This is a genomic window from Vibrio nigripulchritudo (assembly GCF_027924785.1).
Classification (GTDB): Bacteria; Pseudomonadota; Gammaproteobacteria; order Enterobacterales; family Vibrionaceae; genus Vibrio; species Vibrio nigripulchritudo.
The window spans coordinates 3,561,960-3,587,328 of record NZ_AP027049.1 but is presented as its reverse complement, the minus strand read 5'-3'; the positions used below and the strand labels follow the sequence as shown (position 1 = coordinate 3,587,328).

At 46.5% G+C, this 25,369-nt stretch carries 11 protein-coding genes, 10 tRNA genes and 6 rRNA genes; 16 read left to right on the top strand and 11 right to left on the bottom strand.

What is annotated here, in order from left to right:
- Positions 1-71: 71 nt before the first annotated feature.
- Both QMG91_RS16375 and QMG91_RS16370 read right to left on the bottom strand, forming a co-directional pair.
- Positions 72-629, bottom strand: a complete 558-nt coding sequence (locus QMG91_RS16375) for a hypothetical protein (RefSeq protein ID WP_281827666.1) — start codon at positions 627-629, stop codon at positions 72-74.
- Positions 630-677: 48 nt separating this feature from the next.
- A complete protein-coding gene (locus QMG91_RS16370; RefSeq protein WP_281827665.1) occupies positions 678-1,742 on the bottom strand; it encodes a tyrosine-type recombinase/integrase in 1,065 nt (354 codons plus the stop codon).
- Between the two features lie 123 nt (positions 1,743-1,865).
- Here QMG91_RS16370 and dusA point away from each other — a divergent pair, with 123 nt between their 5' ends.
- The 16 genes from dusA (at position 1,866) to QMG91_RS16290 (ending at position 20,147) form a co-directional block, all read left to right on the top strand.
- A complete protein-coding gene (gene dusA, locus QMG91_RS16365; RefSeq protein WP_281827664.1) occupies positions 1,866-2,876 on the top strand; it encodes a tRNA dihydrouridine(20/20a) synthase DusA in 1,011 nt (336 codons plus the stop codon).
- A 179-nt stretch (positions 2,877-3,055) separates the two neighbouring features.
- Positions 3,056-3,265, top strand: a complete 210-nt coding sequence (gene pspG, locus QMG91_RS16360; RefSeq protein ID WP_004405230.1) for an envelope stress response protein PspG — start codon at positions 3,056-3,058, stop codon at positions 3,263-3,265.
- Between the two features lie 94 nt (positions 3,266-3,359).
- Positions 3,360-4,025 (top strand): TIGR04219 family outer membrane beta-barrel protein, encoded by a 666-nt coding sequence (locus tag QMG91_RS16355; RefSeq protein ID WP_281827663.1) that lies wholly within the window; start codon positions 3,360-3,362, stop codon positions 4,023-4,025.
- 140 nt (positions 4,026-4,165) lie between these two features.
- The gene (locus QMG91_RS16350) at positions 4,166-4,396 is read left to right on the top strand and encodes a hypothetical protein (protein WP_004405228.1); all 231 of its coding nucleotides are present in this window, start codon (positions 4,166-4,168) and stop codon (positions 4,394-4,396) included.
- A gap of 122 nt (positions 4,397-4,518) precedes the next feature.
- On the top strand, positions 4,519-6,342 hold the full coding sequence (locus tag QMG91_RS16345) for an assimilatory sulfite reductase (NADPH) flavoprotein subunit (RefSeq protein WP_281827662.1): 1,824 nt from the start codon (positions 4,519-4,521) through the stop codon (positions 6,340-6,342).
- Positions 6,342-8,060 (top strand): assimilatory sulfite reductase (NADPH) hemoprotein subunit, encoded by a 1,719-nt coding sequence (gene cysI, locus QMG91_RS16340; RefSeq protein WP_004405225.1) that lies wholly within the window; start codon positions 6,342-6,344, stop codon positions 8,058-8,060. Before QMG91_RS16345 ends, cysI begins: the two co-directional genes overlap by 1 nt.
- Positions 8,053-8,832, top strand: a complete 780-nt coding sequence (locus QMG91_RS16335) for a phosphoadenylyl-sulfate reductase (RefSeq protein ID WP_022593866.1) — start codon at positions 8,053-8,055, stop codon at positions 8,830-8,832. The genes cysI and QMG91_RS16335 overlap by 8 nt, the downstream gene beginning before the upstream one ends.
- Positions 8,833-9,447: 615 nt before the next feature.
- Positions 9,448-10,993 (top strand): 16S ribosomal RNA (locus tag QMG91_RS16330).
- An 88-nt stretch (positions 10,994-11,081) separates the two neighbouring features.
- Positions 11,082-11,157: transfer RNA gene (locus tag QMG91_RS16325), tRNA-Glu, on the top strand.
- A gap of 325 nt (positions 11,158-11,482) precedes the next feature.
- Positions 11,483-14,365: ribosomal RNA gene (locus QMG91_RS16320) — 23S ribosomal RNA — on the top strand.
- A gap of 91 nt (positions 14,366-14,456) precedes the next feature.
- Positions 14,457-14,572: ribosomal RNA gene (rrf, locus tag QMG91_RS16315) — 5S ribosomal RNA — on the top strand.
- 314 nt (positions 14,573-14,886) lie between these two features.
- Positions 14,887-16,434 (top strand): 16S ribosomal RNA (locus tag QMG91_RS16310).
- A 118-nt stretch (positions 16,435-16,552) separates the two neighbouring features.
- A tRNA-Ala gene (locus tag QMG91_RS16305) sits at positions 16,553-16,628 on the top strand.
- Between the two features lie 311 nt (positions 16,629-16,939).
- Positions 16,940-19,820 (top strand): 23S ribosomal RNA (locus tag QMG91_RS16300).
- A 90-nt stretch (positions 19,821-19,910) separates the two neighbouring features.
- Positions 19,911-20,026, top strand: a 5S ribosomal RNA gene (gene rrf / locus QMG91_RS16295).
- Together the 16S, 23S and 5S rRNA genes with 3 tRNA genes alongside form the textbook arrangement of a ribosomal RNA operon.
- Positions 20,027-20,070: 44 nt before the next feature.
- Positions 20,071-20,147 (top strand) — tRNA-Asp (locus QMG91_RS16290).
- A 553-nt stretch (positions 20,148-20,700) separates the two neighbouring features.
- Here the strand turns inward: QMG91_RS16290 and QMG91_RS16285 are convergent.
- The 9 genes from QMG91_RS16285 to QMG91_RS16245 form a co-directional block, all read right to left on the bottom strand.
- Positions 20,701-21,954 (bottom strand): DUF1835 domain-containing protein, encoded by a 1,254-nt coding sequence (locus QMG91_RS16285; RefSeq protein WP_281827661.1) that lies wholly within the window; start codon positions 21,952-21,954, stop codon positions 20,701-20,703.
- Between the two features lie 239 nt (positions 21,955-22,193).
- Positions 22,194-22,269: transfer RNA gene (locus QMG91_RS16280), tRNA-Asn, on the bottom strand.
- A gap of 26 nt (positions 22,270-22,295) precedes the next feature.
- Positions 22,296-22,371: transfer RNA gene (locus QMG91_RS16275), tRNA-Thr, on the bottom strand.
- Between the two features lie 36 nt (positions 22,372-22,407).
- A tRNA-Asn gene (locus tag QMG91_RS16270) sits at positions 22,408-22,483 on the bottom strand.
- Positions 22,484-22,491: 8 nt separating this feature from the next.
- Positions 22,492-22,567: transfer RNA gene (locus tag QMG91_RS16265), tRNA-Thr, on the bottom strand.
- Between the two features lie 48 nt (positions 22,568-22,615).
- Positions 22,616-22,691, bottom strand: a tRNA-Phe gene (locus QMG91_RS16260).
- Between the two features lie 254 nt (positions 22,692-22,945).
- On the bottom strand, positions 22,946-24,571 hold the full coding sequence (locus QMG91_RS16255) for a methyl-accepting chemotaxis protein (protein ID WP_004398324.1): 1,626 nt from the start codon (positions 24,569-24,571) through the stop codon (positions 22,946-22,948).
- A gap of 608 nt (positions 24,572-25,179) precedes the next feature.
- Positions 25,180-25,255, bottom strand: a tRNA-Asn gene (locus QMG91_RS16250).
- Positions 25,256-25,292: 37 nt separating this feature from the next.
- Positions 25,293-25,368: transfer RNA gene (locus tag QMG91_RS16245), tRNA-Phe, on the bottom strand.
- Between the last annotated feature and the right edge of the window lies 1 nt (position 25,369).

The following is a 25,369-nucleotide window of genomic DNA, read 5'->3' as shown; positions in this document are numbered from 1 at the left end:
TGACCACCAATAAGAGGACAAGTCAGTATAATCTACAGTTAAATGTTTGAGTTTTTACTACTTCCAAGCCCTTACTCTATGCAACGGTGAGGAGCAATTTTACATTCTACTTCATACATATATTCAAAAGTATGCATGAAGTCTCTTCCTGCCACTTCATAGAATGTCGCATTGTAGGCTACTCCCCAAGCCATAATTCTTTCAAGGTATATTGACTGAGTTGTATTAGTTTTACCATGAATATAAGCATAGCTGTAGCTCAGTATTGCTAAAGTTAAGTCGGAAAGTTCCTTATCAGTGTACATCGAAATTAGCAATCCATGTCTGGTCATTTCTATTAAAATACTTGTGGCCTCTTTTTGGAAGTTATCATCCTCGGTATTCATGAAAGCTATAGTTGAAGCCGCTTCTGCAAATCCTTTACCAGCAACTATTACTTCTTTAACTTTCAACTCTGAGAAAGCCGTTAACTGTTTATTTGAAAGATTCAATCGCTCAGTGAAATCTATTAATGCAGTACTTTGGTATGTTGATTTATATGTGAAATATGAACCAGATAAACCAGCTAAAAAAGTGCAGAATAAACTAAAAATATACAGTCTAGCGCTAATGTTGGAGTTTTCATTCATATAAGTAGCTCTTTTGAACGTTAATCTTTATTGTTTATTGTTTATTGTTTATTGTTTATTGTGTAGTTTGTGTGGGAATAACTGGGTATAAACCTGCCACAAGATATTTAAGTTTCGATGTCCAGTTACCTGAGCGACTTCTTCTATTGAGTAACCGAGCTCAAATAGCCTGCTGGCTCCTTCTCGTCTTAAATCGTGATAGCGTAAATCTTCAATACCGAGTGAATTCCTGACTCTTTGAAACCCAGCCGTTACACTGCGAGAGTTGTATGGGAAGATGAGATCACCTTTTCGTTCCTGCCGCAACACAATGTTCATGGAGTCACCCAGTAACGGCACAATCATGTGGTTGCCCTCCTTTTTCCTTGGGTCTTTACGATCACGAACCAATACGGTTTTGTTTGCTTCGTTCAAGTCTTCCCATCTTAATGCGCACACTTCACCAATACGCATACAGGTCAGAATACTAAATTCCAGAATGTCGATGAATGGAATACGCTTCTTACCGTTGGGTCTAAAGTTCTCCCTTGCTCTTAGCCCTTCACGCAGTTTTTCTAGTTCCGCTTCAGTGGGTCGCCTGGTACGCCTTTTTGATTTGCCAACCAGCTTCATGTCAATCAGAACCGGAACGGCTTCTTCGAAAATGGCATAGTTGGCATCTATGTTAAATACTGGCTTGGCTTTCTTCATCACAGAGCGCAAATAAGCGATGTCGTGGTAAATAGTAACGGGTTGAGCCCCTGCGGCTTTTCTGTCTTTGCAGTGAGCGATGAGGTCGGAAGTAGTGAGGTCGTTGGTACGCTCATTTGCGATATTGCAGTCACGGAGCATTTTTATGACAAACTGCTTGGTACGCCCCGTGTTATCCCATAAGTCGCGCTCGCTCATGTATAGGTCAAGTAACTCAGAAATGGTAGTAACACGCTGAGATTTCATCCCTTTCTCTTCAACCTCTGAAACCTGTTTTTTTGCCCAGGCGGTAGCGATGGTTTTTTTCTTATGAGTTTTTGCAAATCGTTGTACAATTCGCCCGTTGTTTTTGACTGTGATCGTCGCTTTATAGCGTTTTTCGCCATTGGTTAATGTACGGGTCTGAATACTATAGGATGCCATTACAACCTCTCTAAAAGGCGTACCGAGTGGGGTTAAAAAAGGTGTACTAAAGGTGTACCACGAGCGGCAAAATAACGCAAATCATGGTAAATTGCAGTAAATTGAGAGTTAAAGAAATCCTTTATGAACATAGATATAGCAACGAATCCCAGTGAATTTAAGGCTAATCGTTTTAGCGTGGCTCCTATGCTCGACTGGACGGATAGACACTGCCGCTACTTCCACCGCTTAATGTCTGACAATGCATTGTTGTATACCGAGATGGTTACAACGGGGGCGATCATTCATGGCAAAGGCGATTTCTTGGCGTACAGCGAAGAAGAACATCCCGTAGCCTTGCAGCTTGGCGGTTCTAACCCAGCGGATTTAGCCACTTGCGCCAAACTTGCGCAGGAACGTGGTTATGATGAGATTAACCTGAACGTTGGCTGCCCGTCTGATCGTGTTCAAAACGGTCGTTTTGGTGCCTGCCTGATGGCAGAGCCAGACTTAGTCGCCGAATGCGTTGCGGCGATGCGCGAAGTGGTGGGTGTGCCTGTTACTGTAAAGACACGTATCGGCATCGATGATCAGGATTCCTATGAGTTTCTGACGGATTTCGTGTCCATCGTGTCTGAAAAAGGTGGCTGTGAGCAGTTTACTATTCATGCACGTAAAGCTTGGCTCAGTGGTCTTAGCCCAAAAGAAAACCGAGAGATCCCGCCACTGGATTACCCTCGCGCTTATCAAATCAAGAAAGATTTTCCAAACCTGACCATTGCAATCAACGGTGGTATTAAAACTCTGAAAGAAGCCAAAGCGCATTTACAGCATCTGGATGGTGTAATGATTGGACGCGAAGCGTATCAAAGCCCTTATATTCTGGCATCTGTCGATCAAGAGCTTTTCGGATCAGATAAACCAGTTAAAAAGCGCTCTGATATCGTTCGTGCTATGTACCCTTACATTGAGAAAGAGCTGTCTAAAGGAACTTATCTGGGGCATATGACTCGCCATATGCTAGGGCTGTTCCAAAGTATGCCGGGTGCTAGACAGTGGCGTCGATACATCAGTGAGAACGCGCACAAGAAAGGATCTGGCTTAGAAGTAGTCGAAACAGCTTTAGCGAAAATTCCATCAGAACTAGGTGTGTAAAAATCGCTACCAGTTGGTGTATTTTGCCAAACAGAATAATTATAACCCTGAGGTTTAACCTTAGGGTTTCTTTTTATTTGCTTGTTATAAAAAGAAAAAAGCTATTTTTTGAAAGTTGGTCTGCTTCCTGCAATAGCTAAGACATACAGTTGAAAGTGAAATGCAAAGAGAGGCAAACAATGATTGAACTGCTATTTGTGTTGGTATTTCTGGGTGTGTTGTTTTTTACCGGCGTCACCTTAGTGTCGATTTTTGCGGCGGGTGCAGTAGCGTTCGCAGTGATGTTGGTTCTCGGAATGGTAGGTATGGTATTTAAGTTACTGCCTTGGTTGATCGTTCTGGCGGTTGCCTGGTGGTTCTTCCGAAATAAAGTCTACTGCCCACGTTAATTTTGGGTTAGCGCTGTACAAGATGGCTTTTCGTGCAGTGCAAGTATGATAGTATCCCCACTGTGTTCACGTTTGACGGGTGGGGTTTCCTTCAATGAAAAATCGCGTTTTTGCGGCTTTATTCTCCTCTTCTATAGCTTTATGTACGTTCCCTAGTTTTGCTGAGTCTGGCTTTGAAGTAACAGCCATAGCAGACGCCTGGGTAGCAAAAACAGATTACAAACATGATGCCGATGTGATTCTTTCCAGTGACAGAGATACTAGGTTCACAGGTTCATTAGCATTGAAACACGACATCTCTTACGTGCCAGATTTCCGTATTCGTTTTAGCCCTGTCGAGATGGAATACATCAGTTTCAATAAAACGGACTTCACCTTTTATTACGATCTGATTGAGCATGAACTGCTGCATTTCGATGCGGGTCTAACGTTGTCTCAGTATTCCAGTGGTGTTTACTCCAACCCTGTCGACCCGACTCAGGATTTCAGCAAATTGCTGTTTAGTTGGTATGCGAATGCCGCCATTACAGTTCCAGATACCAACTTAGATATTATTGGTGAATTCGATTTCGGGAACAGCGATGGCGACAAAACAGCCGACGTGACCGCAGGTATGCGCTATCGATTCGAACTTGATAAAGCTGATGTTGCTATTCGCGCCGGCTACCGAGTGATGGACTATCGCTTCAATTTATTCTCAGGTCCGAGTGACACTTATCTAACGCACGGTGCGTTTGTCGGTCTGGAAGTCGGCTTTTAAAAATCGATCTATAATACTGAAGCTAGAAGGCATATCGATATTAACTGATATGCCTTTTTGTTATTTGCATTAACATTGTATTTGCAATTCGATGGTTTTCCGTCATTCTTAATAACATACTTGTTAGCAAGGATTGACAGATGACGATTTCTGAATTGCGAAGCCTGTATCAAGATAACCAGCTGGTTGAAGCGATTATCGAACCCTCCATTCAAGAAGGCACCTGGATTGTGGAATTTCGCCACGCCCGGGGAGGCTTTATACTCCTTACAGATTCTCATGGTGAAGAGTGTCATTACATCGACTTAGATAAAGCATCCAAGTCTGCTTTGGCGGTTGGATTTCGCCAAGTTCGCATTGAAGAGTACTGAACTCTTACCTCCTGACCCGTTTCTTACTTCCAAAAAGTTATAAAACATGCTCATCTATTCTTTTTTATTATTAGAGGGAGTGGTTAATCTATCATCACGCAATGAATAGGGATGTCGTGACCATGTTACTTAAGGAACTTTCCGCCCTCGCAAGCCCACTTAATGATCAGCAAATAGGTCAATTACAACAAGCTATTTCTGAACTATCTCCACAGCAGTTAGCGTGGGTAAGTGGTTATTTCTGGGGTATAAGTCAAAATCAGACGGCTGGTGCAGCAGCGCCAATTAATCAAGCCGCCGCAGCAGTTGCCGCAAAACCTGCGGGCAAACTAAGCATCATTTTCGCCTCTCAAACGGGTAACGCAAAAGGCGTTGCTGAAGCGCTGAAAGAAGAAGCGCAAGCAGAAGGAATTGCAGTAGAGCTATTCGACGCAAGTGATTACAAAGGTAAGAACTTAGCAAAAGAAACCCACGTTATTGTGGTAGCGTCTACAAACGGCGAGGGTGAGCCGCCAGATAACGCGATGGAACTTCACGAGTTCCTTCAATCGAAAAAAGCACCGAAACTGCCTAACCTGCAATATGGTGTGATTGGTTTGGGTGATTCAAGCTACGAGTTTTTCTGTCAAACCGCTAAAGACTTCGATGAGTATCTGTCTAAGTTAGGCGCAACGTCGTTTATCGAACGCCTGGACTGTGATGTTGATTATGAAGAACCTGCAGCAGATTGGCGTAAGAGCGCATTAGAAAAAGCCAAAGACATGCTTTCTGCAGGTGCAGAAGCAGAAGTGGTTCAGCTTCATGCTGCGGGTCAGCCAGCCGCTGCGCACAGCCAATACACCAAACAGAAACCATACACAGCAACGCTTTTGGTTAGCCAGAAAATCACGGGTCGTGATTCTGGTAAAGACGTTCGTCATATTGAAATTGATCTTGATGAGTCTGGTATTACTTACCAACCTGGTGATGCATTAGGTGTCTGGTATGAAAACAGCGCTGAATTGGTCGATGCCATTCTTGAAAAAGCTGGTCTGTCGGGCATTGAAACAATAGAAGTAGATGGCGAAAGCCTGTCTATTCGTACGGCGCTAATCAGCAAGTATGAAATCACGACTTCAAACCCTCAGCTAGTTACGAAATACGCAGAACTGTCTGGCAGTAAAAAGCTTGAAAAGCTGGTTGTGGATAAAGACAAGCTCCGTGAATACGCAGGTAATACTCAGGTTGTTGATGTGCTTGGTGAGAAGAAAACCAAGCTTTCAGCGGAAGAGCTAGTGGGTCTTTTGCGTCGTCTGACACCTCGTTTGTATTCCATCGCATCTGCTCAAAGCGAGGTGGATGAAGAAGTGCATCTTACGGTAGGTGTTGTGGAATACGATGTTGGTGAAGAGACTCGTTACGGCGGAGCTTCCAGCTTCCTTTCTCACCGCTTAGAAGAAGGCGGTGAAGTAAAAGTGTTTGTTGAGAACAACAACAACTTCAAGTTACCGCAAGACGACAACACACCAGTAATAATGATTGGTCCAGGCACTGGTATTGCGCCTTTCCGCAGCTTTATTCAAGAGCGTGATAACCGTGATGCGGAAGGCAAAAACTGGCTGTTCTTTGGTGATCGCACATTCACACAAGATTTCTTATACCAGGTCGAATGGCAGAAATACCTCAAGTCGGGCATTTTGACTCAGCTTGATGTGGCATTCAGCCGTGACCAGCAAGAGAAAGTCTACGTACAACACCGAATCCTTGAGCATGCAGAGCAAGTATGGCAATGGATTCAGGATGGTGCCTACATCTACGTATGTGGTGATGCAACGCGCATGGCGAAAGACGTGAACGATGCACTTATCACAGTGGCTCAAGATCAGGGCGGTTTAAGTCAAGAGAAAGCCGAAGAGTTCGTTAACGATCTTCGTAAAGCTAAACGTTATCAAAGGGACGTGTACTAATGAGCGATAAGAATCTACTGGGTACAGAGCTTGGCCCATTATCTGACAACGAGCGCTTGAAGGGTGAGAGTGATTTCCTTCGAGGTACAATTACCGAAGATCTTAGCGGCAAAACAACTGGTGGCTTCACTGCGGACAACTTCCAGCTTATCCGTTTCCACGGAATGTATCAGCAGGATGACCGCGATATTCGTGCAGAGCGTGCGAAGCAGAAGCTAGAACCTTTGCATAATGTGATGTTACGTGCTCGTATGCCTGGCGGTATCATCAAGCCTGAACAGTGGCTTGCCATTGACAGATTTGCTGATGAAAGCACTATGTACGGAAGTGTTCGTCTGACAACGCGTCAAACCTTCCAGTTTCACGGTGTATTGAAGCCAAACATCAAATTGATGCACCAGACTCTGCATAAATACGGCATCGACTCCATCGCGACGGCGGGTGACGTAAACCGAAACGTACTGTGTACGTCCAACCCTGTAGAATCTGAACTGCACCAGCAGGCTTACGACTGGGCAACCAAAATTTCTGAGCACCTACTGCCAAAGACCAAAGCATATGCCGAGATCTGGCTAGACGGCGAGAAAATTGAAGGGCACCGAGACGAAGAGCCGATTCTGGGTAATAACTATCTGCCTCGTAAGTTCAAAACAACAGTGGTTATTCCACCGCAAAACGACGTCGACGTGCATGCTAACGACCTAAACTTCGTAGCAATTGAAAAAGATGGTCAGTTAGTAGGCTTTAACGTTCTTGTGGGTGGTGGTCTGGCTATGACTCATGGTGACACCTCTACTTATGCACGTCGTGCGGATGATTTCGGATTCGTTTCCCTAGACAAAACGCTTGATGTCGCTGCCGCAGTAGTGACAACTCAGCGAGACTGGGGTAACCGTTCTAACCGTAAAAATGCGAAAACAAAGTACACACTTGATCGTGTAGGTATTGATGTTTTCAAAGCGGAAGTTGAAAAACGAGCTGGAGTGAAGTTTGAAGAGAGTCGTCCATACGAATTCACTGACCGAGGCGATCGCATTGGTTGGACAGAAGGTGTAGATGGCAAATACCACCTGGCAATCTTTATTGAAAATGGTCGTCTACTCGACTACCCAGGTAAACCACTGAAAACCGGTATGGCAGAAATCGCGAAGATCCACAAAGGCGATTTCCGTATGACCGCAAACCAGAACCTAATTGTCGCTGGTGTTCCAAAGAGCCAGAAAGCGAAGATCGAAAAGATTGCTCGTGAACACGGTCTAATGGACGACAGTGTGAGTGAGCAGCGCAAAAGCTCAATGGCATGTGTGGCATTCCCAACGTGTCCATTGGCGATGGCAGAAGCAGAACGTTTCCTTCCAGAGTTTGTCACCGACGTAGAAGACATTCTGGAAAAGCACGGTCTGCCAGAAGATGAAAACATCATCTTACGTGTGACAGGTTGTCCTAACGGATGTGGTCGCGCCATGCTTGCGGAAATCGGTCTGGTTGGTAAAGCTCCGGGTCGATATAACTTACACTTAGGCGGTAACCGTGCAGGTACTCGTATTCCTAAGATGTATAAAGAGAACATTACCGACGCTCAAATCCTAGAAGAGATCGATCAGTTAGTCGGTCGCTGGGCGAAAGAGCGTAACGAAGGCGAATGCTTCGGTGACTTCACGATCCGTGCGGGCATTATAGAAGAAGTCTTCGTATCCAAGAGGGATTTGCATGCCTGATACTACAGCAACTAAGAAGCCACAGCTTTCTGAGTTACTGTCCATGACCAAGGCGGAGCAGTCGCTGCGCCTTGCGGAACTGAATGGCTACTTAGAAACACTAACGGCACAAGAGAGAGTGGCTTGGGCGATTGAGCATCTGGAAGGCAACTATGTGGTTTCATCCAGTTTCGGAATCCAAGCTGCTGTAATGCTTCATCTTGTTTCACAGGTAAAGCCGGATGTACCAGTGATACTGACTGATACCGGTTACTTGTTTCCAGAAACATACCGCTTTATTGATGAATTGACAGAAAAGCTTAACCTCAACCTACAAATCTTCCGAGCAGAGAGCAGCCCTAACTGGCAGGAAGCTCGCTACGGAAAATTGTGGGAACAAGGTGTTGAAGGTATAGAGAAGTACAACAAGATAAACAAAGTGGAACCCATGCGTCGTGCCTTTAACGAATTAAAGGTAGGGACCTGGTTCTCTGGTTTACGCCGTGAACAGTCAAGTTCGCGAGCCAATCTTCCTATCTTAGCGATTCAAAATGGCGTATTTAAGTTCTTGCCTGTAATCGACTGGACAAATAAAGACGTTCACTATTACCTCAAAGAGAACGACCTGCCTTACCACCCACTTTGGGACGAAGGCTACCTATCAGTAGGTGATACTCACACTACTCGTAAATGGGAACCTGGTATGAGCGAAGAAGAAACACGCTTCTTTGGACTCAAACGTGAATGTGGTCTCCATGAAGATGAAGGAGAGAGCGACGGCTCAGGAATCTAAATTCCACCTTTATATAGACGTATTGAAAGCTGCTTAGGCAGCTTTTCTTTTTTCAGTCTAAATAGAGCTGAACATTTTTTGTACCAAAATGAATAGCTTTGTGGATAACATGTGTTAAATCTGGGGCAAAATATGGATAAATAAGGCGTTTAGAAAAGATTTGAAGAAAAAGGCATTTTTTTCGGTTTTTTTCTAAAAAAGGCTTGCCAATGTGATTCGTGTCTCTATAATGCCGCCTCACTGACACGGCAGACGCCACAAGGCTTCAGCTGAATCAGAGAGGTGAAAAACTTCTGAGAAAATAAATTTGAAAAAGTGTTTGACTCTTCAAATTATCTCGCTAGAATGCACCTCCGCTTTGAGAGAAAAGCTTCTCGAAAAGCCAAGTTCTTTAACAATATAGACCTATCAATCTGTGTGGGCACTCGTTGATGATAATCCAAATAGATACTTCGGTATCAATTTAGGTTTCAATGAACTGAGTGACCATTCGAATTGGGAAGCAGCCTTGAGCTGTTTTATTTCACTTTTTCAAAGTGAAAACCAATAAGAGCACAGTCAATTCAACATTACTTTATGTAATGTAATCAGTATTCATTGAGCCGACCAAATCTTAAATTGAAGAGTTTGATCATGGCTCAGATTGAACGCTGGCGGCAGGCCTAACACATGCAAGTCGAGCGGAAACGAGTTGTCTGAACCTTCGGGGAACGACAACGGCGTCGAGCGGCGGACGGGTGAGTAATGCCTGGGAAATTGCCCTGATGTGGGGGATAACCATTGGAAACGATGGCTAATACCGCATAATAGCTTCGGCTCAAAGAGGGGGACCTTCGGCCTCTCGCGTCAGGATATGCCCAGGTGGGATTAGCTAGTTGGTGAGGTAAAGGCTCACCAAGGCGACGATCCCTAGCTGGTCTGAGAGGATGATCAGCCACACTGGAACTGAGACACGGTCCAGACTCCTACGGGAGGCAGCAGTGGGGAATATTGCACAATGGGCGCAAGCCTGATGCAGCCATGCCGCGTGTGTGAAGAAGGCCTTCGGGTTGTAAAGCACTTTCAGCAGTGAGGAAGGGTGTGTATTTAATAGATGCGCATTTTGACGTTAGCTGCAGAAGAAGCACCGGCTAACTCCGTGCCAGCAGCCGCGGTAATACGGAGGGTGCGAGCGTTAATCGGAATTACTGGGCGTAAAGCGCATGCAGGTGGTTTGTTAAGTCAGATGTGAAAGCCCGGGGCTCAACCTCGGAACTGCATTTGAAACTGGCAGGCTAGAGTACTGTAGAGGGGGTAGAATTTCAGGTGTAGCGGTGAAATGCGTAGAGATCTGAAGGAATACCGGTGGCGAAGGCGTACCCCTGGACAGATACTGACACTCAGATGCGAAAGCGTGGGGAGCAAACAGGATTAGATACCCTGGTAGTCCACGCCGTAAACGATGTCTACTTGGAGGTTGTGGCCTTGAGCCGTGGCTTTCGGAGCTAACGCGTTAAGTAGACCGCCTGGGGAGTACGGTCGCAAGATTAAAACTCAAATGAATTGACGGGGGCCCGCACAAGCGGTGGAGCATGTGGTTTAATTCGATGCAACGCGAAGAACCTTACCTACTCTTGACATCCATAGAACTTAGCAGAGATGCTTTGGTGCCTTCGGGAACTATGAGACAGGTGCTGCATGGCTGTCGTCAGCTCGTGTTGTGAAATGTTGGGTTAAGTCCCGCAACGAGCGCAACCCTTATCCTTGTTTGCCAGCACTTCGGGTGGGAACTCCAGGGAGACTGCCGGTGATAAACCGGAGGAAGGTGGGGACGACGTCAAGTCATCATCCTTACGAGTAGGGCTACACACGTGCTACAATGGCGCATACAGAGGGCGACCAACTTGCGAGAGTGAGCGAATCCCAAAAAGTGCGTCGTAGTCCGGATTGGAGTCTGCAACTCGACTCCATGAAGTCGGAATCGCTAGTAATCGTGGATCAGAATGCCACGGTGAATACGTTCCCGGCCTTGTACACACCGCCCGTCACACCATGGGAGTGGGCTGCAAAAGAAGCAGGTAGTTTAACCTTCGGGAGGACGCTTGCCACTTTGTGGTTCATGACTGGGGTGAAGTCGTAACAAGGTAGCCCTAGGGGAACCTGGGGCTGGATCACCTCCTTATACGATGATTATTGCGATGAGTGTTCACACAGATTGGTACGGTTTATAACGTAAGAGAGCAGAGTGTTCCCAAACACTCACAACTAGTGTCCCGTTCGTCTAGAGGCCTAGGACACCGCCCTTTCACGGCGGTAACAGGGGTTCGACTCCCCTACGGGATACCATCTTTAAGCGCATTTCTTTTGAAACAGAAAGACTTAAGTGCCTTTAAAAATGGTTACTTCCTTGAGAAGTGATTAGCTCTTTAACAATTTGGAAAGCTGACGAATAACAACCATCCCCTTATCTACGGATAAGCGTTGTTATTCAATTAAAAGTTCTCAAATCCTAAAACTGTGTTTTAGGTACCAACACACATTCAAGTGTTCTTGGAAACATCCTTGTGATGTTTATATTTGAGTCCGGCAAAATCGAATGTCTCTCGCTCATTCAATAATGAGAGACACAAACCTTGGTTGTTTGAACATACAAGACCTCTTGGGGTTGTATGGTTAAGTGACTAAGCGTACACGGTGGATGCCTTGGCAGTCAGAGGCGATGAAGGACGTACTAACTTGCGATAAGCCCAGATAAGACAGTAAGAGTCATTTGAGTCTGGGATTTCCGAATGGGGAAACCCACTTACATAAGTAAGTATTGCTGAGTGAATACATAGCTCAGTGAAGCGAACTCGGGGAACTGAAACATCTAAGTACCCGAAGGAAGAGAAATCAACCGAGATTCCGAAAGTAGCGGCGAGCGAAATTGGATTAGCCCTTAAGCTTTTTATGCGTCAGGTGAAGCTTCTGGAAAGGAGCGCGATACAGGGTGATAGCCCCGTAACCGACAGCGCATTTCAAGTGAAATCGAGTAAGGCGGGACACGTGATATCCTGTCTGAATATGGGGGGACCATCCTCCAAGGCTAAATACTACTGACTGACCGATAGTGAACCAGTACCGTGAGGGAAAGGCGAAAAGAACCCCTGTGAGGGGAGTGAAATAGAACCTGAAACCGTGTACGTACAAGCAGTAGGAGCCCTTCGGGGTGACTGCGTACCTTTTGTATAATGGGTCAGCGACTTATATTCAGTGGCAAGGTTAACCATCTAGGGGAGCCGTAGGGAAACCGAGTCTTAACTGGGCGTTCAGTCTCTGGATATAGACCCGAAACCAGGTGATCTAGCCATGGGCAGGTTGAAGGTTGAGTAACATCAACTGGAGGACCGAACCGACTAATGTTGAAAAATTAGCGGATGACTTGTGGCTAGGGGTGAAAGGCCAATCAAACCTGGAGATAGCTGGTTCTCCCCGAAAGCTATTTAGGTAGCGCCTCGGACGAATACTACTGGGGGTAGAGCACTGTTAAGGCTAGGGGGTCATCCCGACTTACCAACCCTTTGCAAACTCCGAATACCAGTAAGTACTATCCGGGAGACACACGGCGGGTGCTAACGTCCGTCGTGGAGAGGGAAACAACCCAGACCGCCAGCTAAGGTCCCAAAGTATTGCTAAGTGGGAAACGATGTGGGAAGGCTCAGACAGCCAGGATGTTGGCTTAGAAGCAGCCATCATTTAAAGAAAGCGTAATAGCTCACTGGTCGAGTCGACCTGCGCGGAAGATGTAACGGGGCTAAGCAATACACCGAAGCTGCGGCTGCATACTTTGTATGCGGGGTAGGGGAGCGTTCTGTAAGCCGTTGAAGGTGGTTCGTAAGGGCTGCTGGAGGTATCAGAAGTGCGAATGCTGACATGAGTAACGATAAAGGGAGTGAAAAACTCCCTCGCCGGAAGACCAAGGGTTCCTGTCCAACGTTAATCGGGGCAGGGTAAGTCGACCCCTAAGGCGAGGCTGAAAAGCGTAGTCGATGGGAAACGGGTTAATATTCCCGTACTTCTTACAATTGCGATGGGGGGACGGAGAAGGCTAGGTGGCTGGCGACGGTTGTCCAGGTTCAAGTGCGTAGGCTTGAGAGTTAGGTAAATCCGGCTCTCTTTAAGGCTGAGACACGATGTCGAGTCACTACGGTGATGAAGTCATTGATGCCATGCTTCCAGGAAAAGCCTCTAAGCTTCAGATTGTAAGGAATCGTACCCCAAACCGACACAGGTGGTCGGGTAGAGAATACCAAGGCGCTTGAGAGAACTCGGGTGAAGGAACTAGGCAAAATGGTACCGTAACTTCGGGAGAAGGTACGCTCTTATCGGTGAAGTCCCTCGCGGATGGAGCTGACGAGAGTCGCAGATACCAGGTGGCTGCAACTGTTTATTAAAAACACAGCACTGTGCAAAATCGTAAGATGACGTATACGGTGTGACGCCTGCCCGGTGCCGGAAGGTTAATTGATGGGGTTAGTCTTTGGACGAAGCTCTTGATCGAAGCCCCGGTAAACGGCGGCCGTAACTATAACGGTCCTAAGGTAGCGAAATTCCTTGTCGGGTAAGTTCCGACCTGCACGAATGGCGTAATGATGACACGCTGTCTCCACCCGAGACTCAGTGAAATTGAAATCGCTGTGAAGATGCAGTGTACCCGCGGCTAGACGGAAAGACCCCGTGAACCTTTACTACAGCTTGGCACTGAACATTGAACCTACATGTGTAGGATAGGTGGGAGGCTTTGAAACGCAGTCGCCAGATTGCGTGGAGCCGTCCTTGAAATACCACCCTTGTAGCTTTGATGTTCTAACTTGGCTCCCTTATCGGGAGTGAGGACAGTGCCTGGTGGGTAGTTTGACTGGGGCGGTCTCCTCCCAAAGAGTAACGGAGGAGCACGAAGGTGGGCTAAACACGGTTGGACATCGTGTGGTTAGTGCAATGGCATAAGCCCGCTTGACTGCGAGAATGACAATTCGAGCAGGTGCGAAAGCAGGTCATAGTGATCCGGTGGTTCTGAATGGAAGGGCCATCGCTCAACGGATAAAAGGTACTCCGGGGATAACAGGCTGATACCGCCCAAGAGTTCATATCGACGGCGGTGTTTGGCACCTCGATGTCGGCTCATCACATCCTGGGGCTGAAGTCGGTCCCAAGGGTATGGCTGTTCGCCATTTAAAGTGGTACGCGAGCTGGGTTTAGAACGTCGTGAGACAGTTCGGTCCCTATCTGCCGTGGGCGTTGGAAGATTGAAGGGGGCTGCTCCTAGTACGAGAGGACCGGAGTGGACGAACCTCTGGTGTTCGGGTTGTCATGCCAATGGCATTGCCCGGTAGCTAAGTTCGGAATCGATAACCGCTGAAAGCATCTAAGCGGGAAGCGAGCCCTGAGATGAGTCTTCCCTGATACTTTAAGTATCCTAAAGGGTTGTTCGAGACCAGAACGTTGATAGGCAGGGTGTGTAAGCGTTGTGAGGCGTTGAGCTAACCTGTACTAATTGCCCGTGAGGCTTAACCATACAACACCCAAGGGGTTTTGTGGGCTCAGATAAGAACATTGAATGTGTAAGAATCAGAACTAAAAAAACAGCTTTCCGAATTAAGAATTTGCTTGGCGACCATAGCGTTGTGGACCCACCTGATTCCATGCCGAACTCAGAAGTGAAACGCAATAGCGCCGATGGTAGTGTGGGGCTTCCCCATGTGAGAGTAGGACATCGCCAGGCTTTGATTCTGATTGAACTCGACAGAGTTCAGTCACCATAAGGTTTTAAACAAAAGTTTAGAATTTTATGTTGACTTACAGAGTCAATCGCGTAATATACGCGTCCTGCCTAAGTGCTAACGCACTGAAAGCAAAGCTCTTTAACAATATAGACCTATCAATCTGTGTGGGCACTCGTTGATGATAATCCAAATAGATACTTCGGTATCAATTTAGGTTTCAATGAACTGAGTGACCAATCGGTAGCAATACCGGCACAGTCAATTCAACATTACTATGTAATGTAATCAGTATTCATTGAGCCGACCAAATCTTAAATTGAAGAGTTTGATCATGGCTCAGATTGAACGCTGGCGGCAGGCCTAACACATGCAAGTCGAGCGGAAACGAGTTGTCTGAACCTTCGGGGAACGACAACGGCGTCGAGCGGCGGACGGGTGAGTAATGCCTGGGAAATTGCCCTGATGTGGGGGATAACCATTGGAAACGATGGCTAATACCGCATAATAGCTTCGGCTCAAAGAGGGGGACCTTCGGGCCTCTCGCGTCAGGATATGCCCAGGTGGGATTAGCTAGTTGGTGAGGTAAAGGCTCACCAAGGCGACGATCCCTAGCTGGTCTGAGAGGATGATCAGCCACACTGGAACTGAGACACGGTCCAGACTCCTACGGGAGGCAGCAGTGGGGAATATTGCACAATGGGCGCAAGCCTGATGCAGCCATGCCGCGTGTGTGAAGAAGGCCTTCGGGTTGTAAAGCACTTTCAGCAGTGAGGAAGGGTGTGTATTTAATAGATGCGCATTTTGACGTTAGCTGCAGAAGAAGCACCGGCTAACTCCGTGCCAGCAGCCGCGGTAATACGGAGGGTGCGAGCGTTAATCGGAATTACTGGGCGTAAAGCGCATGCAGGTGGTTTGTTAAGTCAGATGTGAAAGCCCGGGGCTCAACCTCGGAACTGCATTTGAAACTGGCAGGCTAGAGTACTGTAGAGGGGGGTAGAATTTCAGGTGTAGCGGTGAAATGCGTAGAGATCTGAAGGAATACCGGTGGCGAAGGCGGCCCCCTGGACAGATACTGACACTCAGATGCGAAAGCGTGGGGAGCAAACAGGATTAGATACCCTGGTAGTCCACGCCGTAAACGATGTCTACTTGGAGGTTGTGGCCTTGAGCCGTGGCTTTCGGAGCTAACGCGTTAAGTAGACCGCCTGGGGAGTACGGTCGCAAGATTAAAACTCAAATGAATTGACGGGGGCCCGCACAAGCGGTGGAGCATGTGGTTTAATTCGATGCAACGCGAAGAACCTTACCTACTCTTGACATCCATAGAACTTAGCAGAGATGCTTTGGTGCCTTCGGGAACTATGAGACAGGTGCTGCATGGCTGTCGTCAGCTCGTGTTGTGAAATGTTGGGTTAAGTCCCGCAACGAGCGCAACCCTTATCCTTGTTTGCCAGCACTTCGGGTGGGAACTCCAGGGAGACTGCCGGTGATAAACCGGAGGAAGGTGGGGACGACGTCAAGTCATCATCCTTACGAGTAGGGCTACACACGTGCTACAATGGCGCATACAGAGGGCGGTACAACTTGCGAGAGTGAGCGAATCCCAAAAAGTGCGTCGTAGTCCGGATTGGAGTCTGCAACTCGACTCCATGAAGTCGGAATCGCTAGTAATCGTGGATCAGAATGCCACGGTGAATACGTTCCCGGCTTGTACACACCGCCCGTCACACCATGGGAGTGGGCTGCAAAAGAAGCAGGTAGTTTAACCTTCGGGAGGACGCTTGCCACTTTGTGGTTCATGACTGGGGTGAAGTCGTAACAAGGTAGCCCTAGGGGAACCTGGGGCTGGATCACCTCCTTATACGATACGGATAGTTTGTTTTTACTTTTCAAAGTGAAGACGAATAAGTCGCGATGAGTGTTCACACAGATTGGTACGGTTTATAACGTTAAGAGTAAGGAAAACTACTTTTCCAGATGGGGCTATAGCTCAGCTGGGAGAGCGCTTCGCTGGCAGCGAAGAGGTCATCGGTTCGATCCCGATTAGCTCCACCATCTTTAAGTATTTTCTTGATACAGAATATTTAAAAATGGTTACTTCCTTAAGAAGTGATTAGCTCTTTAACAATTTGGAAAGCTGACGAATAACAACCATCCCCTTATCTACGGATAAGCGTTGTTATTCAATTAAAAGTTCTCAAATCCTAAAACTGTGTTTTAGGTACCAACACACATTCAAGTGTTCTTGGAAACATCCTTGCGATGTTTATATTTGAGTCCGGCAAAATCGAATGTCTCTCGCTCATTCAATAATGAGAGACACAAACCTTGGTTGTTTGAACATACAAGACCTCTTGGGGTTGTATGGTTAAGTGACTAAGCGTACACGGTGGATGCCTTGGCAGTCAGAGGCGATGAAGGACGTACTAACTTGCGATAAGCCCAGATAAGACAGTAAGAGTCATTTGAGTCTGGGATTTCCGAATGGGGAAACCCACTTACATAAGTAAGTATTGCTGAGTGAATACATAGCTCAGTGAAGCGAACTCGGGGAACTGAAACATCTAAGTACCCGAAGGAAGAGAAATCAACCGAGATTCCGAAAGTAGCGGCGAGCGAAATTGGATTAGCCCTTAAGCTTTTTATGCGTCAGGTGAAGCTTCTGGAAAGGAGCGCGATACAGGGTGATAGCCCCGTAACCGACAGCGCATTTCAAGTGAAATCGAGTAAGGCGGGACACGTGATATCCTGTCTGAATATGGGGGGACCATCCTCCAAGGCTAAATACTACTGACTGACCGATAGTGAACCAGTACCGTGAGGGAAAGGCGAAAAGAACCCCTGTGAGGGGAGTGAAATAGAACCTGAAACCGTGTACGTACAAGCAGTAGGAGCCCTTCGGGGTGACTGCGTACCTTTTGTATAATGGGTCAGCGACTTATATTCAGTGGCAAGGTTAACCATCTAGGGGAGCCGTAGGGAAACCGAGTCTTAACTGGGCGTTCAGTCTCTGGATATAGACCCGAAACCAGGTGATCTAGCCATGGGCAGGTTGAAGGTTGAGTAACATCAACTGGAGGACCGAACCGACTAATGTTGAAAAATTAGCGGATGACTTGTGGCTAGGGGTGAAAGCCAATCAAACCTGGAGATAGCTGGTTCTCCCCGAAAGCTATTTAGGTAGCGCCTCGGACGAATACTACTGGGGGTAGAGCACTGTTAAGGCTAGGGGGTCATCCCGACTTACCAACCCTTTGCAAACTCCGAATACCAGTAAGTACTATCCGGGAGACACACGGCGGGTGCTAACGTCCGTCGTGGAGAGGGAAACAACCCAGACCGCCAGCTAAGGTCCCAAAGTATTGCTAAGTGGGAAACGATGTGGGAAGGCTCAGACAGCCAGGATGTTGGCTTAGAAGCAGCCATCATTTAAAGAAAGCGTAATAGCTCACTGGTCGAGTCGCCTGCGCGGAAGATGTAACGGGGCTAAGCAATACACCGAAGCTGCGGCTGCATACTTTGTATGCGGGGTAGGGGAGCGTTCTGTAAGCCGTTGAAGGTGGTTCGTAAGGGCTGCTGGAGGTATCAGAAGTGCGAATGCTGACATGAGTAACGATAAAGGGAGTGAAAAACTCCCTCGCCGGAAGACCAAGGGTTCCTGTCCAACGTTAATCGGGGCAGGGTAAGTCGACCCCTAAGGCGAGGCTGAAAAGCGTAGTCGATGGGAAACGGGTTAATATTCCCGTACTTCTTACAATTGCGATGGGGGGACGGAGAAGGCTAGGTGGCTGGCGACGGTTGTCCAGGTTCAAGTGCGTAGGCTTGAGAGTTAGGTAAATCCGGCTCTCTTTAAGGCTGAGACACGATGTCGAGTCACTACGGTGATGAAGTCATTGATGCCATGCTTCCAGGAAAAGCCTCTAAGCTTCAGATTGTAAGGAATCGTACCCCAAACCGACACAGGTGGTCGGGTAGAGAATACCAAGGCGCTTGAGAGAACTCGGGTGAAGGAACTAGGCAAAATGGTACCGTAACTTCGGGAGAAGGTACGCTCTTATCGGTGAAGTCCCTCGCGGATGGAGCTGACGAGAGTCGCAGATACCAGGTGGCTGCAACTGTTTATTAAAAACACAGCACTGTGCAAAATCGTAAGATGACGTATACGGTGTGACGCCTGCCCGGTGCCGGAAGGTTAATTGATGGGGTTAGTCTTTGGACGAAGCTCTTGATCGAAGCCCCGGTAAACGGCGGGTAACTATAACGGTCCTAAGGTAGCGAAATTCCTTGTCGGGGTAAGTTCCGACCTGCACGAATGGCGTAATGATGACCACGCTGTCTCCACCCGAGACTCAGTGAAATTGAAATCGCTGTGAAGATGCAGTGTACCCGCGGCTAGACGGAAAGACCCCGTGAACCTTTACTACAGCTTGGCACTGAACATTGAACCTACATGTGTAGGATAGGTGGGAGGCTTTGAAACGCAGTCGCCAGATTGCGTGGAGCCGTCCTTGAAATACCACCCTTGTAGCTTTGATGTTCTAACTTGGCTCCCTTATCGGGAGTGAGGACAGTGCCTGGTGGGTAGTTTGACTGGGGCGGTCTCCTCCCAAAGAGTAACGGAGGAGCACGAAGGTGGGCTAAACACGGTTGGACATCGTGTGGTTAGTGCAATGGCATAAGCCCGCTTGACTGCGAGAATGACAATTCGAGCAGGTGCGAAAGCAGGTCATAGTGATCCGGTGGTTCTGAATGGAAGGGCCATCGCTCAACGGATAAAAGGTACTCCGGGGATAACAGGCTGATACCGCCCAAGAGTTCATATCGACGGCGGTGTTTGGCACCTCGATGTCGGCTCATCACATCCTGGGGCTGAAGTCGGTCCCAAGGGTATGGCTGTTCGCCATTTAAAGTGGTACGCGAGCTGGGTTTAGAACGTCGTGAGACAGTTCGGTCCCTATCTGCCGTGGGCGTTGGAAGATTGAAGGGGGCTGCTCCTAGTACGAGAGGACCGGAGTGGACGAACCTCTGGTGTTCGGGTTGTCATGCCAATGGCATTGCCCGGTAGCTAAGTTCGGAATCGATAACCGCTGAAAGCATCTAAGCGGGAAGCGAGCCCTGAGATGAGTCTTCCCTGATACTTTAAGTATCCTAAAGGGTTGTTCGAGACCAGAACGTTGATAGGCAGGGTGTGTAAGCGTTGTGAGGCGTTGAGCTAACCTGTACTAATTGCCCGTGAGGCTTAACCATACAACACCCAAGGGGTTTTGTGGGCTCAGACAGAACATTGAATGTGTAAGAATCAGAACTAAAAAAACAGCTTTCCGAATTAAGAATTTGCTTGGCGACCATAGCGTTGTGGACCCACCTGATTCCATGCCGAACTCAGAAGTGAAACGCAATAGCGCCGATGGTAGTGTGGGGCTTCCCCATGTGAGAGTAGGACATCGCCAGGCTTTACATTTGAACATCTGCTTATGATAAGCGGGTATTCCACTGCGGAGTGGTAGTTCAGTTGGTTAGAATACCGGCCTGTCACGCCGGGGGTCGCGGGTTCGAGTCCCGTCCACTCCGCCATTTATTCAGACGAAGCCCTAGCAGTAATGCCAGGGCTTTTTCGTGTTTGCCATTTAATTCCCCCAATAGGCGAATGAATCCCACTTAGACCCTCATCCAGCCATACGTCCTTAGATTCCCTGTCCCTTATTTTACAAAGCCTCAGTAGAAATTAGTGTTTATCAGCTAATAGATGAACTTAATAGAGGTTGGCATCTTTTCTCTAAGAGGTACTTTTCGCTTTTTAAGCCAGTCTCATCGTAGGTTTGTGCTAGGTATTGGACCTAGTAAAGAGAGTCTTTATATGAAAGAGCTTAGTAGATATGCTGAGTTAGAAGCCGATATACGATCTGTTGATCAATACTAGCCTAGTTGTCCTCTATTTAAGGAAGTCTAACCGAAAGGTTTATTTACGTAGGGAGGGGGAGTAAGGGTATAGCTACCTGAGTAAGCAAGGCACCAGGCTCGGGTGAGAATTTAACCCTAGAAAGAAATGGATCGGTTCCGATAGAAAGGTTCTCAACTACTGATTTATAAGTGGTGAGTGTATCAACACTCACCACTTAATTGAGAGTTATGAGTGCCTATTCAAAGATAATGTGGAAAGATCTTGATGATCCCAGCTCCAGTAGTTGTCTTGAGTTATCTGAATTCCACCTATCCATTTTTCTTCGACGGCAGATACTGATTCGAAATTGGCATCTATTAACTCAATCGTTGCGTCTTGCCAGTCGTTTGATTCAACTCTCTTAATAGTAAGTATTGGCTCTACACCAAAGCTTAGAGGCTTGATAACTGCCCAAAACATGACATCACCCAGGTAAACCAGTGGTTCCTGTTTCATGTATAGCCTGAAAAGCGCTTTAAAGCCCAGAGCGTTGTTGTTCTTTTTGAGTGTTTGAATTGCAATGGATTGAGTCAAACCAAGCTTAGAATCAGTCTGAGGAAGCTCTTGTAAGTGCCTAAATATGACCGGTTTGATGTTTGGAAATAATGACTCATCTAAGTCATTGTATATTTCTACAAGTTGAATTGGGGTGGATGAGCAAAAAGCCAGCCATATCTTCTTTGCTGCAGAGATGTGCTCAATGGTCAGCTCTTTACGTGTTTCCCATAAGGTACGTAATGCTTCAGGAGGAAGTTGACCAAGCCCTATGAAACGTTCGCTTCCTGGAAATTTATCGGTTTCGATGATCTCAATTTTTGTGAGATTCTGGTATGACAGCAAGCTAAGTACACGAATCAACATCAATTGATCGTAGTTATCATGCTCGACCCAGATAACGACTCTTCGATACTTCGCACTTTGAAGTTGTTCAGTGTTTTTTGTTTCTTCTTCCTTTACCTGTTCAACCGATTTATCCAATTCACTCATTTCAGATATCAGATTATTACAGACATACCGGGCTCGCAGGGTCAGGAAGTATTCTTCATTATCAGTTAGCGGTCCAACACAGAATGGATCTATATAAGGGAGGAAGTCTCCAGAGAACCCAGATTCTTTCAAAGTATTTTGAATATCATGGCCACAGCGAACATGGAGAGTGCTTATATCGTTGTCTAAAGAAGGTAAAGGCTTTCCAGATAAGCTTCTGTTGCTTTCTAGTTGAGTTACATGATGTTTGAGCTTATTCCAGCTAGAAAGCCCTAACTCTCGAGCCATAGCGAGCTGTACATCCGCAAGCTTTACGCTTTCTTGAGTAATCGACTGAGATAGATGATTTTCATGTAGCCATTCGAGGTCGACATTAGACTCGGCTTTAATTGCCTTCAGGCGAGTTTTGGCTTGCTTCTTTAGATATGTAAGGTTTAGAGAAAAAGGATTCATATATTCACCGTCTCATAGCTTCTGTACTCGCTTATCAGAAGAGAAGGTAAAACCGGATTGTGGCTTTCCCATAAGGGTAATGTTGTAAGACCTTGAGTATAACTCTTTCCGCGAGCAGGTGGCGCAGGTAACGCCTGATGAAATATATAATGAATTTGTGGTAAGTGAAAGAAGTAAAATGGCAGGTTTTTCTGAATAGAACGAAAAAAGCCAAGTCTTTCGACTTGGCTTCTTGAATGTGGCTCCCCCTGCGGGACTCGAACCTGCGACATACGGATTAACAGTCCGCCGTTCTACCAACTGAACTAAGGGGGAATTGATTATTTAGACTCTATCAAGAGTGGTGCCGACTACCGGAATCGAACTGGTGACCTACTGATTACAAGTCAGTTGCTCTACCTACTGAGCTAAGTCGGCTCCGATAAATCCAGATTTATATCTGAATTTGAAAAGTGGCTCCCCCTGCGGGACTCGAACCTGCGACATACGGATTAACAGTCCGCCGTTCTACCAACTGAACTAAGGGGGAACAATAAATGGTGCCGACTACCGGAATCGAACTGGTGACCTACTGATTACAAGTCAGTTGCTCTACCTACTGAGCTAAGTCGGCACACTTTATTCATTGTTTGTTCGTGCTAAGCACCAACAATCTAAATTGTGGTGCCCGGAGGCGGAATCGAACCACCGACACGAGGATTTTCAATCCTCTGCTCTACCGACTGAGCTATCCGGGCGACGGGGTGTATTAAAAGGCTTTTCGGCTTAGAGGTCAATATAAAATTGTAAAAAAGCTATCGTTTGATGTTTTTCTGTACTTAGTGGCACGTTTTTAGGCATTAGAGATGGAAATGCCATCAAATATAAGGTGGTTTGGGAGTGGCTTGTGAGAATAACCAGATCAAATCTTCCAGCTAAAGCTTCGCATTGGATATAAAAAAGGCTAAGAATGTAATAAACACTCTTAGCCTTGCTATTATCGTCTAGTTATCTACTTTTGAACGGTGAACTTGTTTACCCAAGTTTCGAGTTCATTCGACAGAGAAGAGAGGGTCTGAGTGCTGTTATGACTCTCAGATACAACACCACTTAGCTGGTTGCCACTTTCCTCGATCATGTTGATGCGTTTAGAAATGTCGTCGCCCACTTGAGTTTGCTCAGCCGCTGCGGTCGCGATTTGGTGGCTCATTGAGGTGATGGACTCTAGTGCTTCAACAATGTGCTGCAAAGCTTCTGAAGCGTTGCGAGATTCAACTACGGTGTTTTGGCTGGTTTCAGCACACACTTCCATCGTATTAATGGCGTTTCGAGAGCCTTCCTGCAGGTTGGAGATCATTTGTTGGATCTCTTTAGTACTGCCTTGAGTTCTTCCTGCAAGGTTACGTACTTCGTCCGCTACAACCGCAAAGCCACGACCTTGTTCACCTGCTCGAGCTGCTTCGATAGCTGCGTTAAGTGCAAGTAGGTTGGTCTGTTCAGCAATATCACCGATCACATCCAGAACTTTAGCGATATTGTTTACATCGTTATCCAGATCCGAAACGGCTTGGCTTGCGGTACCCAACTGAGTCGCCAGACCTTCAATGTTTCCTACTGTGCTCTGAATAAGCTGCTGTGTTACCTGGCTTTGCTTGTCTGCCTCATCAGTATTCGCTGCCGTATCACGTGCAGATTCCGCTACGTTGTTCGCAGACGAAGCCATTTCGGTCATCGCTGTTGCAATCATCTCTGTAGATTGCTGCTGAGTGTCGGTTAACCCTGCAATTGTACCAGCACGAGACTCTACATCAGACAATTCACCTCGCAGTGCAACCATTGAGGCTTCAAGGTTGGTCACTAACTGTGCCAAAGATCGACTCATTTGCTGAACAGCATGATAAATACTGCCTTCTTCGGCTTCTTCTTCAAAGTTCGCCCGGATTTTACCAGCTGCTACGGCTTGAACCGCGGTACGTACTTCTTGTGGTTCTCCTCCTAGAAGTGAAATGATGCGGCGGATTGCAAAAAGAAGGAGTGCAAAAATGGCACCGCCAATGATGATACAAAGTGTGAGCTGCCACTTCGCTGTAGACCAGAACCTCTCATTGACTTCATTAAAGCCAATACCTGTACCTACATACCAACCCCAAACTTTGGATTTTTCGGCAATGGATAGCTTTTCTTCAATAGAACCGTCTGCTTGTTTCTGAGTCCATACGTATTCGGCAATGCCGTTAGGATTCTTTGCAACTGCATCTTGTAGAATGCTACCTACGCTGCCGCCATTTCCATCTTTAAAGTCATGGAAACTGGTGCCGTGAAGTTGTGGATCCAGTGGCGTTGCGATGAAGTCCATATTTTCGTCAGCAACATAAACGTATTCGTTATCTTTATAGATATTGTTTCGCAATACACGCGTTGCAATAGCTTTAGCCTGCTCTTCCGTGAGGGTGCCGTCTTGCGCCATCTTTTCCATTTCGCTCAAGATACTGTAAGTACTAGTAAAGAGCTCGGTAACGCGCGATTTATTATCCAGGTTACTGGCAACTCGCAACGTCCATAGACCTGTCGCGGTCAATGCTAGCAGCGATACAAGAATGATCGCAGATAGCAAATAAGATTGAGTTTTTAGTTTCATGGTGTCCCCTCGGCAGTGTGCCTAATCAAAGTCAGCCGAAACCAAAGAGCGGTTTCTGCCTGCTGTCTCTGTATCGGCATATTAGGGTAGAGTTTAATAATTTAATAATGCTTAAATATCAAAGTATGAGTTGGATTAAATTTTTAGCGCGAAATAATTGACTTTTTGATTATTAATTAGTCATGCATACGTATTAGATTGAATGATACAGCACGCATATATTATTTGAGCTTTTGTTCTATTTGGCTAAAGATAAATCATAGGATCTCTTATCTTATTTTGTTTTGATAAGAAGGTATGGTTATTAATAAAATCGTAACTTTTGGATGAGAATCAATAAAACTTACAGTAGAACGAAACGAGCTCTTAATTGTTAGATGACTTACTTCTTTTAGGATGATGGTCTTTCTGTTTTTTAAGAAAGCAAAGAGGTTACATTTTGATTTTAAAAAGAAAATTTCATGAATTTCAGATAGAAGAGATGTTTTGAACTGAGAGTATTTTGGAATGGTCTTTGCTTTAAACTGATGCCGCCTGACGAAAGGTTTGCGTCTGAAAGACAATTAGAAACGAAAAAAGCCAAGTCTTTCGACTTGGCTTCTTGAATGTGGCTCCCCCTGCGGGACTCGAACCTGCGACATACGGATTAACAGTCCGCCGTTCTACCAACTGAACTAAGGGGGAATTATTTGTGTCATCTATTTAGATAAGCACCAAATAATGGTGCCTCGAGGCGGAATCGAACCACCGACACGAGGATTTTCAATCCTCTGCTCTACCGACTGAGCTATCGAGGCA

Excerpts from the sequence above, each read along its gene's own strand:
- QMG91_RS16375 (WP_281827666.1), bottom strand. The coding sequence starts at position 629 with ATGAATGAAAACTCCAACATTAGCGCTAGACTGTATATTTTTAGTTTA.
- QMG91_RS16370 (WP_281827665.1), bottom strand. The coding sequence starts at position 1,742 with ATGGCATCCTATAGTATTCAGACCCGTACATTAACCAATGGCGAAAAA.
- dusA (WP_281827664.1), top strand. The coding sequence starts at position 1,866 with ATGAACATAGATATAGCAACGAATCCCAGTGAATTTAAGGCTAATCGT.
- pspG (WP_004405230.1), top strand. The coding sequence starts at position 3,056 with ATGATTGAACTGCTATTTGTGTTGGTATTTCTGGGTGTGTTGTTTTTT.
- QMG91_RS16355 (WP_281827663.1), top strand. The coding sequence starts at position 3,360 with ATGAAAAATCGCGTTTTTGCGGCTTTATTCTCCTCTTCTATAGCTTTA.
- QMG91_RS16350 (WP_004405228.1), top strand. The coding sequence starts at position 4,166 with ATGACGATTTCTGAATTGCGAAGCCTGTATCAAGATAACCAGCTGGTT.
- QMG91_RS16345 (WP_281827662.1), top strand. The coding sequence starts at position 4,519 with ATGTTACTTAAGGAACTTTCCGCCCTCGCAAGCCCACTTAATGATCAG.
- cysI (WP_004405225.1), top strand. The coding sequence starts at position 6,342 with ATGAGCGATAAGAATCTACTGGGTACAGAGCTTGGCCCATTATCTGAC.
- QMG91_RS16335 (WP_022593866.1), top strand. The coding sequence starts at position 8,053 with ATGCCTGATACTACAGCAACTAAGAAGCCACAGCTTTCTGAGTTACTG.
- QMG91_RS16285 (WP_281827661.1), bottom strand. The coding sequence starts at position 21,954 with ATGAATCCTTTTTCTCTAAACCTTACATATCTAAAGAAGCAAGCCAAA.
- QMG91_RS16255 (WP_004398324.1), bottom strand. The coding sequence starts at position 24,571 with ATGAAACTAAAAACTCAATCTTATTTGCTATCTGCGATCATTCTTGTA.